Genomic DNA, 12,582 nt, shown 5'->3' on the forward strand with positions numbered 1-12,582 from the left:
CGCCCCAGGCGGGGCGTTTAAAGGGAGCATTATTTTTGCAAATCGACCCGATAAATCTCGAAACCGATGGCATCCGGGCCTGTTGCCGTCATCGGATATTGAGCGTGGGTTTTGATGAAGTTTGCAGCTTTCTCACCAGGCGAGGTTTCGAAACGGATATCCAGAGGCTGCGATGCCTGAATTAGCGCCAGCTTCCAGTTGTTGTCTGCCGTTGGCGTGACTGCGCCCGCTTTTTTGGTTTCGGCGCCGATGTAGGCCGCAACCACAGAACGGTTTTCATCCGGTGACGCAAACGCGATGTGCGTATCGCCGGTACCTGCGAATTTCCCACCGTAAGCCCGGTAGTTATTGGTGGCAACCAGGAAGGTGGCTTTCAGGTCAATCGGCTTACCGTTGTAGGTCAGGTTTTTAATACGTTCCGCATCTTTATTGATCAGCGTGCATTCACCGTCGAATTTCGCCGGCTGGCTGACATCAATCTGGTAATTCACGCCGTCGATGACGTCGAAATTATAAGTACGGAAACCGTCCCAGTTGATCAGCGACTGCGGTTTAGTGTTGTTCACGTCAATCTGATTAAACTGCCCGGCGGAGCATTCCAGCCAGTCTTTCACTTCCTGCCCGGTGACTTTCATCACCACCAGCGTGTTCGGATACAGATACAAATCCGCTGCATTACGGAAAGTCAGTTCGCCTTTTTCCACTTCCACGAAACTGGCCGGATCGTTTTTACGGCCGCCGACTTTAAACGGCGCCGCAGCAGACAGTACCGGCAGACCGGCTAAATCCGGGTCGCCCTGAATGAAATGTTCGGTATAGGCTTTCTGCGCATTATTGACGATTTGTACCGTCGGGTCGTCCTGAACCAGCGCCAGGTAGCTGTACATATTGTCGTTGGATTTGCCGATTGGCTTACTGACAAATTTACGCGTTGCGTCGTGAGAGGAGGCGAGTACTTTCACCAGACCCTGATCTTCCGCCGCCAGCGATTTCTTCTGCTCTTTATCGTAAATCGGGCGCGCTTCGGCTTTGGCGGTTTCGACTTTCCAACTGCCGCTGTCATTGTTCAGTACCATATCCACGACGCCCAAATGGTCGCCCCACATGCCCGGCATGACGGCAGGAACGCCATTCAGCGTGCCTTGTCTGATATCCGCGCCTTTGATGCTCGCGAATTCTTCGCTCGGAAAAACGGCGTGCGCGTGGCCGAACAGGATGGCATCGATGCCTTTTATCTGGCTCAGGTAATAGACCGAGTTTTCTGCCAGGGTTTTATAAGGATCGCCCGACAGGCCGGAGTGCGGAATAGCGACAATAATGTCGGCACCTTGCTTACGCATTTCCGGGATCCACTTTTTAGCGGTTTCGGTGATATCCGCCACGGTGACTTTGCCCTGCAGATTGGCTTTGTCCCAAACCATGATTTGCGGCGGCACGAAACCGATATAGCCGATGCGCAGATTATGGGATTTACCTTCTCTGTCTTTTACCGCGTTTTCGGTGATCAGGAACGGCGTGAACAGGGGCTTACCGGTTTTCACATCAATCACGTTGGCGTTCACATAAGGGAATTTTGCACCTGCAAGCGCTTTTTGCAGATAATCCAGACCGTAATTAAATTCGTGATTGCCGAGATTGCCTACGGCGTAACCGAGTGTGTTCATTGCCAGATATACGGGGTGGACGTCGCCCTGTTTCAGGCCCTTTGCCGCCATATAATCGCCCAGCGGGCTACCCTGAATGATGTCACCGTTGTCGACTAATACTGAGTTGGTTGCTTCGTTACGTGCCGCATGGATCAGGCTCGCAGTGCGCGCCAGTCCAAATTTATCGGTCGGTTTATCTTTGTAATAATCGAAGTCCATCATGTTGCTGTGCAGGTCCGTAGTTTCCATAATGCGCAGATCCACCTGTGACGCCTGAACGGATGCCGCCGTCAGTGCCGCCAGCAGGGATAACGTCAGATGACGCTTATTCATTGCCTTGCCTCCAGAGAAAGGGATGATGCCCGTAAAGAAAAACCGGATATGTATCTCAAAGTTTGATGAGAATGTAATCAGCTGTCATGGATAAATGTGAGATATAACAACTTTATGGGCTGACTACATTACGGGATAGCTATTCGTAGTAAAAAAAACTAGGCTTTAGTCATGAGAATTAATGCCCTGAGGTAAACGATGTTAGAGCAGATTTGTCAGTTAGCGCGCGATGCCGGTGACGCGATCATGGCGGTGTATGACGGTGAACAACCGCTCGACGCACGCCATAAAAAAGATGATTCACCGGTCACGGCAGCCGATATTGCCGCGCACCACGTGATTAAAGCCGGCCTGCAAAGGTTGGATCCACAAACGCCGATGCTGTCGGAGGAAGATCCGCAAAGCTGGAGTGAACGTCAGACCTGGACACGCTACTGGCTGGTTGACCCGCTGGATGGCACCAAAGAATTCCTGAAACGTAACGGTGAATTCACTGTGAATATTGCGCTGATCGAAGACGGTATTCCGGTGTTAGGCGTGGTGTACGTGCCGGTGACCCAAGTGATGTACAGCGCTGCAGAAGGCAAAGCCTGGAAAGAAGAGCAGGGCGTGCGTCAGCAGATTGCCGTGAAAGAAGCACATCCGCCGCTGGTGGTTGTCAGCCGTTCACACTTCAGTAATGACCCTGAATTGCAGGATTATCTGGCACAACTGGGCGAGCATCAGACTGTGGCGATTGGCTCGTCACTGAAGTTTTGTCTGGTGGCTGAAGGGGCTGCGCAGCTTTATCCGCGCTTCGGGCCGACCAATATCTGGGATACCGGTGCCGGGCATGCTGTCGCGCTGGCCGCCGGAGCGCAGGTACATGACTGGAAAGGCCAGACGCTGAACTATGTGCCACGCGAGTCGTTCCTGAATCCGGGCTTCAGAGTGTCTTTATTCTGATATGACACCCCGGTTTGTGGCCGGGGTTTTCACGTTTTATTCTTTTACCAGGCTATCCACCAACGTAATCACCTGCTGAACATCCTGCGGCGACAATTGTCCGTCTTTAGCGAATTTAATCACTCCGTTTTTATCCAGCACCACTACCGCCGAGCTTTCCGGTTGCAGTTGCCACGCCTTTTTCACCACGCCGTTGCTGTCGACAATCACCTGCGACCACGGAAATTCACGTTTGCCACTTTCAATGCTTTTGCGCACAAACAGGCCGGTGCCGATAATAGCATCGTCAGTATTGACGATAGTGGTGGTCTGGTAACGGTCATGCGGTAAGTTTGCTGCTCTGATGGCGCTGATCAATGGCTCATTCAACGCTTTAGCGCTGCTTCTTCCCGCCATGTGCTGCACGATACGCACTTTTCCAGGCAGTTTGGCGCTGTTCCATTTGCTGTAACTGAACACATCATTAATGTCATTAAGTTCGCCTTTATCATCCACCCCGACCGGTGCCAGACGCTGACCCACGGTAAAGTTGTGGGCAGAGGCAAAAAGCGAAAATGTCATAAAACTGATCACAAAAAGACTTCTTAAAAGCATAGATTCTCCGGGGCACAAAAGAACAGTCACGCCAATCATAGGACGCTGTAAGTGGTCTGTCCTGTTGGTATGTTAAATTTGTGTTGCTGGTTACAAAATTGCCACATAAGGCAGGGTTATACTGCATTTGAATGTCAGGGTTTAAGACAATACTGAAAAGCAATGTAAAAGCAGTTAAATCCACTGGCAATGCCTGACTGCCCTGCTATGTTATAGGTCTCTTCACTATATTTTTCTGTCCCGGTATCTGTCGCCCTGCGACGTGGCCGGTACTGTAGTGATTTAACGGAGAACAATAGAAAAATGAGAATTTTCCAGCGTTACAATCCGATGAAAGTCGCAAAGTACGTTAAGACACTGTTTCGTGGACGTTTGTATATCAAGGACGTCGGCGCTTTTGAGTTTGACCATGGCAAGATTTTGTTGCCCAAGGTTCGTGATAAGCGCCATTTTAGCGTGATGTCTGAAGTTAACCGGCAGGTTACGCATTTACAGACAGAAATGGGCTAATGGCCTTGCGTGTTGTCACTGCGATTTCGCAGCGTACGCAAAAAAAAACGGCTCCCTGCAGGAGCCGTTAGTGTTTCTGATATTTGAATTTTCCATGCTTGCAAAAAAACGCCTTACCCCTGCGCTTTCTTCTCGTCTTTAATTTCCTGCGGCGTTTTTGGCAACAGAGGGGTCACCGGTTGATCGACAATACGCGTCACCAGTAACTGATCAATCTTGTAGCTGTCGATGTCGACCACTTCGAATTTATAGCCGGCGAATTTCACAAAGTCTGTGCGTTTCGGGATTTTACGCAGCATGAACATCATAAAGCCGCCGATGGTTTCATAGTTGCCGGATTGCGGGAATTCCTCGATATGCAGTACGCGCATCACGTCTTCGATAGGTGTCCCCCCCTCGATCAGCCATGAATGCTCGTCACGTGCCACAATCTGTTCTTCCATGCCCTGACCGACAAGGTCACCCATCAGGGTTGTCATCACGTCATTAAGCGTGATTATGCCAACTACCAGCGCATATTCATTGAGGATAACGGCAAAGTCTTCACCCGCCGCTTTGAAACTTTCCAGCGCTTCGGAGAGCGTGAGGGTATCCGGCACAATCAGCGCATTGCGAATCTGCACGCCGCTGCTCAGCATTAAACTCTGGTTACCCAGCACGCGGTTCAGTAAATCTTTCGAATCGACATAACCGACAACCTGATCAATATGACCGTCACATACCAGGAATTTGGAATGCGGGTGGGTGGCGATTTTCTCTTTAATGCTTTCTTCGCTTTCACGCAGGTCAAAAAATATCACGCTTTCACGTGATGTCATGGAAGACGGTACAGTGCGGGATTCCAGCTCAAACACGTTTTCAATCAGCTCATGTTCCTGCTTACGCAGCACACCCGCCAGCGCACCAGCCTCTACCACCGCATAAATATCGTCGGAGGTGATGTCGTCGTTGCGCACCATCGGTAGTTTGAAAATGCGAAAGATCGTATTGGCCATTCCGTTGAAGAACCACACCATCGGGCGGCAGATCATCAGACAGAAACGCATCGGGTTGACTATACGGACGGCAACCGACTCAGGTGAAATCATACCGATGCGCTTCGGTGTCAGGTCAGCAAACAGAATAAACAAGCTGGTAACCAACACGAAGGAACAGATAAAGCTGATTTGATCCGCCAGTTCAGGCGACATGAAGCGGATGAAAAACGTCTGGAAAGCAGGGGAGAATGCGGCATCACCCACAATACCACCAAGGATCGCGACGGCATTGAGGCCAATTTGCACAACCGTAAAGAACAAACCAGGCGTCGCCTGTAATTTCATAACATGGGCGGCATTGACGTTTCCTTCGTCTGCCAACTGTTTAAGTTTTATCTTGCGGGAAGCGGCCAGCGATATCTCAGACAGCGAGAAAAAGGCACTGATCGCGATTAATAAGAGAATCAGTAAGATACTGTTTAACATAATCTATCCGTTTAACACCGAACTTAACCGGCAGGGAAAGGCACTCATTATTTTTGTTGCTTAAAGAACACCATTTTAAGAAAACCATTAAAAAGTTGTTCAGAAGAAAAAAGCGTTAAGAATGAAAAACAAAGATAATTGCCAGAAATAGTTTCAAGTGCCACATTTGTGACCCGCATAGTATAGCAGCAGCACTGAGACTGCCGCCAGCGCTTAAAAATGCCGCATTATTGCGGCGGCAGACAGACGCCGATGCCGCCTAATCCGCAGTAGCCTTCCGGGTTTTTAAACAGATATTGCTGATGTTCGTCTTCTGCATAATAGAACGGCAGGGCTTCGGTGATTTCCGTGGTGATGGTGCGTTTATCGTTCGCTTCGTCCATCGCTTGCTGGAAACTCGCCAGGCTTGCCAGCGCCTGATCCTGCTGTTCTGCACTCAGCACATACAGCGCGGAGCGATATTGCGTGCCGATATCGCCGCCCTGACGCATGCCTTGCGCCGGGTCGTGATTCTCCCAAAAAATCTGCAGCAGTTTTGTGTAGCTGATTACCGCCGGGTCAAAGACCACACGCACGACTTCCGCATGGCCTGTCTGGCCAGTGCACACTTCCCGATAGGTCGGGTTCGGTGTGAAACCGCCGCTGTAACCGGCTGCTGTGCTGTAAACCCCTTCCTGTTGCCAGAACAAACGTTCTACACCCCAGAAGCAGCCCATCGCAAAAATCGCGACTTCCATGTTATCAGGGACATGTGTCATTGAATGATCGTTTACTGCATGAAGGGTCGCCACCGGCATAGGGGTTGTACGGCCAGGTAACGCTTCTGCCTGAGTGACAGACTGCGTTTTATCGGAAAGTTGCACCACGGGAAACTCCAGTTGTTGCTTTAGTGAACGAGGTTTGTAACAAAAAGTTGGTACGAATAACAACGACCACAGGTCAGTGTTAGTTGTATCTGATTGCGTCTTTGCACACAATACGGAGGACGTTGCTTCGTCGTTGAACATTTTCAGAGGATTAGCACTAAAATGCTTTCATCAGACGTTAAAAAGATGAATCTGCCAAAGACGGGCGGATTATCTCCGGCGGGCATCTGATATTTTAACAGGACAGTAAAATTTAGCAGGAGTGCGTGTGCCACGATATCGTGAACTGGGTTTGTTATTGGTACTGCTGGCCCCCTCACTTTCCATGGCAGCGAAGGTGCGTTTGCAACTGGAAGGCCTGGATGGCGATTTAGAAAGGAACGTCCGCGTTCGTTTATCATCAATTCAAAGCGATGAAGTCGGGGCTAACGGACGGTTCCGTGCCCGTGTGAGTACCGCCATTGAGCAGGGTTTACGGCCACTGGGGTATTATTCGCCGACCATCGATTTTGATTACCGTGAAACGCCGCCGCCGGGGCGTCCGGTTTTGATTGCCAAAGTGACACCGGGAATACCCGTGAAGATCGCTGGCACCCGCGTAGTGATTGAAGGGCAGGCGGAAAAAGATAATGAATTCGAACAGCTCAAACAGCGCGATGTACCTGCGGTAGGGACGATTTTAAACCACGGGACGTACGACAATTTCAAAAGCGCATTGACCGGCATTGCCCTGCGCAAAGGCTATTTTGACGCCACGATGCGCAAAAGCCAGCTGGGCGTCATCGAAGATGAACACAAAGCGTTCTGGGACATTCAGTTCGACAGCGGTGAGCGTTACCGCTTCGGTGAGGTCCATTATCAGGGATCGCAGATCCGTGATGAATATCTGCAAAATCTGGTGCCATTCCATCAGGGTGATTATTACACCACGGCGCAACTGGCTGAGCTTAACCGCCGCCTGTCTGCTACCGGCTGGTTTAACTCCGTTGTCGTGTCCCCGGATTTTACTGATGCCAAAACCACGAAAACCTTACCGCTGAATGCCGTAGTGTCACCGCGCACCGAAAACACCATCGAAACCGGTATCGGTTATTCCACGGATATCGGCCCGCGCGTGACGGCCAACTGGAAGAAACCGTGGGTTAACGATCGCGGCCAGAGTTTTGAAACCTCAACCACGCTCTCCGGCCCGGAGCAGTCTTTAGATCTCAGTTATAAAATTCCGCTGCTGAAATCCCCGCTGGAGCAATATTACCTGGTGCAGGGGGGCTTCAAACGTGAAGACCTGAACGATACCAACTCAGATTCCACCACGGTCAATCTGGCGCGTTATTGGGATCTTTCCAGCGGCTGGCAACATGCGGTCAATCTGCGCTGGAGCCTCGATCACTTTACACAGGGTAGTGTCACCAACACTACCATGCTGATCTACCCGGGCGTCAGTCTCAACCGTACGCGTCAGCGTGGCGGCCTGATGCCAACCTGGGGCGATTCCCAGCGTTATTCTCTCGATGTGTCCAACACCACCTGGGGTTCTGACGTCGATTTTGCGGTGGTTCAGGCGCAAAACGTCTGGATCCGCACGCTGGCGGATAAACACCGCTTTGTGTTCCGTGGCAATCTTGGCTGGATTGAAACCAACGATTTTGACCGTGTACCGCCGTCCCTGCGTTTCTTCGCCGGTGGCGACCGCAGCATCCGCGGCTATAAATACAAATCCATTTCCCCGCGTGATGATGAAGGCAAACTGACAGGGGCGTCGTATCTGGGCACCGGTTCGGTGGAATACCAGTATAACGTGACCGGAAAATGGTGGGGCGCAGTGTTTGTTGATTCCGGTGAAGCGGTTAACGACATCACACAAAACGATTTTAAAACCGGCGCGGGTGTCGGTGTGCGCTGGGCTTCACCGATCGGCCCGGTGAAATTAGATGTTGCCGCTCCGGTGGGTGACAAAGATGAGCATGGATTGCAGTTTTACATCGGCTTGGGTCCGGAATTATGAGTTTATTTAAAAAGATCTGCCTGGGGTTCCTGATTTTCCTGGTGCTGTTAATCAGCCTGGTGGCTTTTCTGGTCGGCACACAAACCGGCCTGCATCTGATGATCAATGGCGCTAACCGCTTTGTGCCGGGGCTGAACATTGCCAGTACCGAAGGTGGATGGCGTGACCTGACGCTGAAAGGCGTGCATTACGAAATGCCGGGTGTAGATGTCAAAGCCGGAGAGTTTCACCTTTCCCTCGATTTCTCCTGCCTGAAAAACAGCGCGCTGTGCGTCAATGCGTTACGGGTGAAAGACGTTAATGTGGTGGTCAATACCAAAGAAATGACGCCGGCCGCCGCCCAACCTGAGCCTGAAAACAACGAGCCGCTGACTAATCTCAGCACGCCGTATCCGATCACGCTGCGTCTGCTGACGCTCGATAACATCAATATTACGCTGGATGACCGGGCGATTTCGCTGGCATCGTTCCGCACAGGCGCGCACTGGGAAGGCCGTGCGATCCAACTGATGCCGACGCGTATTGGCGGATTGCTGATTGCGCTGCCGAAAACGCCGGTCAGCCCGTTACCGGAAGTGGTGCAGGCTGCCCAGGATAAAGCCATCGAAAAAGCCACCGGCAAACCGGCAGAACCGCCAGTGGTGGTGCCGGAGAAACCGCTGGGTGAAACATTGCAGGCGTTGTTCGCCAAACCGCTGTTGCCTGAGTTACCGGATTTCCGTCTGCCGGTCGATCTGAATATTCAGCAAATTCTCGCCGAAAACCTGCGCCTCACCGGTGACACCGATGTACTGATCACCCGTTTCGAGCTGAAAGCCAGTACGCAAAATCAGAGTGTGAAGCTGGACAAACTGATGGTGCGCTCGCCGCAAGGTTCCGTGGATGGTGTGGGACAGGCGACACTGAACCAGAACTGGCCGGTTGATATGACCGTCAATACCGCCGTGAATATCGATCCGCTTAAAGGGGAGAAAATTAAACTGAAAGTGACGGGCGGTCTGCGCGATAAGCTGGATGTCGGCCTCAATCTTTCCGGTCCGTTGCGTGCTCAGCTGGCCTTACAAACTCAACTGGCGGAAACCGGTTTGCCGCTGGATCTGCAACTTACCAGCGATGCGCTGCAATGGCCGCTGACCGGCACGCCGCAATACCAGGTGAAAGGTTTCAACCTTAACTTGAGCGGTAAAGCGACCGGTTACGCGCTGTCACTGCGTTCCGATTTCAAAGGCGATCAGATCCCGCCTGCCACACTGACGCTCGATGGTAAAGGCAATGTTGAGCAGTTCAGGCTGACCTTGCTGCGTCTGGCGGCGCTGGAAGGGAATACCGATCTGACCGGTGTGGTGGACTGGAGCAAAGCCATCAGCTGGAACAGTGAACTGAAGCTGAGCGGCATTAACACCGCCAGACAGTATCCGGACTGGCCGGCAAAATTACAGGGCAAAATCACCACGCGCGGCAGCCTGTATGGCGGCACGTGGCAGATGCAGATCCCGGTGCTGGATCTGACCGGTAACGTGAAGCAAAACGCCGTTAAAGCGCAGGGTAACGTGCGTGGTAACAGTTACGGTCAGTGGGATATTCCGCAACTGCATCTGGAGCTGGGCCGTAATAATCTGGATGTAAAAGGCACGCTCGGCGATACCTGGGATCTGGACGCCAAAGTGGACGCGCCGCATCTTGACGGCGCATTGCCGGGGCTGGGCGGTGTGGTGAAAGGGATGCTGCAACTGCGGGGTGATCTCAAGGCGCCGAAGCTGCTGGCGGATCTGACCGCGACGGGGCTGAAGTGGCAGGCACTGACGGTGCGGCGCGTGGATATTAAAGGTGATGTCAGCTCCACCGATCAGATCCAGGGCAATCTTGCCGTGCGCGTTCAGCAGCTAAAACAGGATGCGCTGGATATCACCGATATCAATCTTGATGCCAAAGGTAACGAGAAAAAGCATGAACTGACGTTGAAAGTCGACGGCAAACCGGTCTCCGGTCGTCTGGCGCTGAGCGGCAGTTTTGACCGCGCGACTGAGGAATGGAAAGGCAGTATCACCAATACCTTGTTTGATACGCCGGTCGGGCAATGGCGTCTGAACCGTTCGATTGCGCTGGATTACTTCAATAAAGAGCAACGGATCACCGTTGGCCCGCATTGCTGGCAAAATCCAAATGCTGATTTATGTGTGCCGAAAACTATCGATGCCGGTGCCAGCGGGCAGGCGAGCGTGGTGCTCAATCGTTTTGATCTGGCGATGATCAAACCTTTCCTGACCGATGATACGCAACTGAGTGGCGTGTTCAGCGGTAAAGCGGATGTGAGCTGGAAAGCGGAAGGTGGTCTGCCGCAGGCCAGCGTTTCACTGGTGGGCAAGGGCGTGAAAGTACAGCAACGGGTGCAGGGCAGCCCGCTGCCGGTGGCGTTTGATACGCTTAACCTGAACGCCGGGCTGAACAATGGCCGTGCAAATCTCGACTGGCTGATTAAAATCACCCACAACGGTCAGCTTGACGGCAGCATCCAGATTGCCGATCCGCAGGGCAAACGTAACCTCAGCGGTAATGTGAATATTGCCCGTATCTCGATGGCCTTGCTGCAACCCGCGCTGATGGACGGTGAAAAAGCCTCGGGTATCTTGAATGCCAATCTGCGCCTCGGCGGAAATGCACAGAAGCCGCTGGTCTTCGGCAAGCTGGCGCTAACCGATGTGGACTTTGACGCGCAATTTATGCCATTTGATATCACCGATGCCAATATCGGCATTAATTTCAATGGCATGTCTTCCATCATGGAAGGGGTAATCAAAACTGCACAGGGTCAGCTTGAGTTGAACGGTAACGCCGACTGGAGTGAACTCAACGCCTGGCGCGCCCGCATCGCGGCCAGAGGCAACAAAGTGCGGGTTTCCGTGCCGCCGATGGTACGTCTGGACGTTTCACCGGATTTAGTGTTTGATGCCACGCCGCAGTTGTTCTCGCTAAACGGAACGGTAGACATTCCGTGGGCGCGCATTACGGTGCAGGAACTGCCGGAAAGCGCGGTGGGCGTGTCCTCAGATGAAGTCATGCTCAACGATCAGCGTCAGCCGATTGCACCAGCTTCTGCCTCTATTCCGATCAACAGCAATCTGATGGTGAACATTGGTAAAGATGTTCGCCTCGATGCCTTTGGTCTGAAAGCCCGGCTGGAAGGCGCGTTAAAAGTGGCACAGGATAGCCGCGGTCTGGGGCTGAACGGGCAAATTAATATTCCGTCCGGGCGCTTCCATGCCTACGGGCAGGATCTGATTGTGCGTAAAGGTCAGTTGCTGTTCTCCGGCCCGGCGGATCAGCCGCTACTGAATCTGGAAGCGATCCGTAACCCGGACGCGACAGAAAACGATGTAGTGGCCGGTTTGAGAGTGACCGGTGAAGCCGATGCACCTAAACTTGAAATATTCTCAGATCCGGCGATGTCGCAGCAGGAAGCCTTGTCCTACCTGCTTCGCGGGCAAGGATTAGACAACTCCGGAGGTGACAGCGGTGCAATGACCTCCGCTCTTATCGGGTTAGGGGTTGCGCAAAGTGGTAAACTTGTGGGTAAAATCGGCGAGGCATTCGGTGTCAGCAATCTGGCGCTGGATACTCAGGGCGTGGGAGACAGCTCCCAGGTCGTGGTCAGTGGTTATGTTTTACCGGGTTTACAGGTGAAATACGGCGTCGGGATATTCGACTCTCTGGCAACGCTCACCCTGCGCTACCGGTTGATGCCCAAACTTTACCTGCAGGCTGTATCGGGCATCGATCAGGCATTGGATTTGCTCTATCAGTTTGAGTTTTAATTCATGTGACTTTTACTATACGAATATAAACATGCGAATAATTGTTTACGGTAGCTTACGACGCAAGCAAGGCAACAGTCATTGGATGACGAATGCTCAATGGTTGGGTGACCATGAGCTGGAAGGTTACGCCTTGTATAATCTGGGCCACTATCCTGCTGTTATACCTGGGGAAGGCAAAGTCTATTGCGAAGTTTACCGCATTAACTCGTCCATCATGGCTGAGTTAGATGAGCTGAAAAGTAATACGAAAGATTATCGTCGTGAGCTGATTTCGACACCTTATGGCAGCGCCTGGATTTACCTCTACATTCGCTCACTGGATGGTGTGCCGAGAATTGAGGGTGGCGACTGGGTTAAGCGTAACGAAGCAGTAAGTGAGTAATCTGAGCAAGGTCGTCTTAAAAT

At 52.1% G+C, this 12,582-nt stretch carries 9 protein-coding genes; 5 read left to right on the forward strand and 4 right to left on the reverse strand.

What is annotated here, in order from left to right; all coding sequences use genetic code 11:
- Positions 1–29: 29 nt before the first annotated feature.
- On the reverse strand, positions 30–1,979 hold the full coding sequence (locus J1785_RS09815) for a bifunctional 2',3'-cyclic-nucleotide 2'-phosphodiesterase/3'-nucleotidase (RefSeq protein ID WP_217219315.1): 1,950 nt from the start codon (positions 1,977–1,979) through the stop codon (positions 30–32).
- A 198-nt stretch (positions 1,980–2,177) separates the two neighbouring features.
- Here J1785_RS09815 and cysQ point away from each other — a divergent pair, with 198 nt between their 5' ends.
- Positions 2,178–2,924, forward strand: a complete 747-nt coding sequence (cysQ, locus tag J1785_RS09820) for a 3'(2'),5'-bisphosphate nucleotidase CysQ (RefSeq protein WP_129954287.1) — start codon at positions 2,178–2,180, stop codon at positions 2,922–2,924.
- Between the two features lie 36 nt (positions 2,925–2,960).
- Here the strand turns inward: cysQ and J1785_RS09825 are convergent, their stop codons facing one another.
- Entirely contained in the window at positions 2,961–3,518 is a 558-nt protein-coding gene (locus J1785_RS09825; RefSeq protein ID WP_217219316.1) for a YtfJ family protein, read from the reverse strand.
- 303 nt (positions 3,519–3,821) lie between these two features.
- On the opposite strand from J1785_RS09825, the gene J1785_RS09830 reads away from it, so the two are divergent.
- Positions 3,822–4,028: a DUF1107 domain-containing protein gene (locus tag J1785_RS09830; RefSeq protein WP_014333674.1), complete on the forward strand. Its 207-nt coding sequence runs from the start codon at positions 3,822–3,824 to the stop codon at positions 4,026–4,028.
- Between the two features lie 113 nt (positions 4,029–4,141).
- On the opposite strand, the gene paeA is transcribed toward J1785_RS09830, so the two are convergent.
- Together paeA and msrA are read right to left on the reverse strand one after the other, a co-directional pair.
- Positions 4,142–5,491: a polyamine export protein PaeA gene (paeA, locus tag J1785_RS09835; protein WP_129954291.1), complete on the reverse strand. Its 1,350-nt coding sequence runs from the start codon at positions 5,489–5,491 to the stop codon at positions 4,142–4,144.
- Positions 5,492–5,718: 227 nt separating this feature from the next.
- Positions 5,719–6,354 carry a peptide-methionine (S)-S-oxide reductase MsrA gene (msrA, locus tag J1785_RS09840; RefSeq protein ID WP_408004151.1) on the reverse strand — a complete coding sequence of 212 codons (636 nt, stop codon included), beginning with the start codon at positions 6,352–6,354 and terminating at the stop codon, positions 5,719–5,721.
- Positions 6,355–6,625: 271 nt separating this feature from the next.
- Between msrA and tamA the strand changes: the two genes are divergently transcribed.
- Genes tamA through J1785_RS09855 form a run of 3 tightly spaced genes read left to right on the forward strand, consistent with a single transcriptional unit; the run spans position 6,626 to position 12,559 of the window.
- On the forward strand, positions 6,626–8,362 hold the full coding sequence (gene tamA / locus J1785_RS09845; protein ID WP_217219318.1) for an autotransporter assembly complex protein TamA: 1,737 nt from the start codon (positions 6,626–6,628) through the stop codon (positions 8,360–8,362).
- Complete coding sequence (tamB, locus tag J1785_RS09850) at positions 8,359–12,174, forward strand: autotransporter assembly complex protein TamB (RefSeq protein ID WP_014333678.1); 3,816 nt, start codon at positions 8,359–8,361, stop codon at positions 12,172–12,174. The genes tamA and tamB overlap by 4 nt, the downstream gene beginning before the upstream one ends.
- A gap of 31 nt (positions 12,175–12,205) precedes the next feature.
- Positions 12,206–12,559 carry a gamma-glutamylcyclotransferase family protein gene (locus J1785_RS09855; RefSeq protein WP_013573790.1) on the forward strand — a complete coding sequence of 118 codons (354 nt, stop codon included), beginning with the start codon at positions 12,206–12,208 and terminating at the stop codon, positions 12,557–12,559.
- Positions 12,560–12,582 lie beyond the last annotated feature (23 nt).

The sequence above is a fragment of the Rahnella perminowiae genome (assembly GCF_019049755.1).
In the GTDB taxonomy this organism is placed as follows: Bacteria; Pseudomonadota; Gammaproteobacteria; order Enterobacterales; family Enterobacteriaceae; genus Rahnella; species Rahnella perminowiae.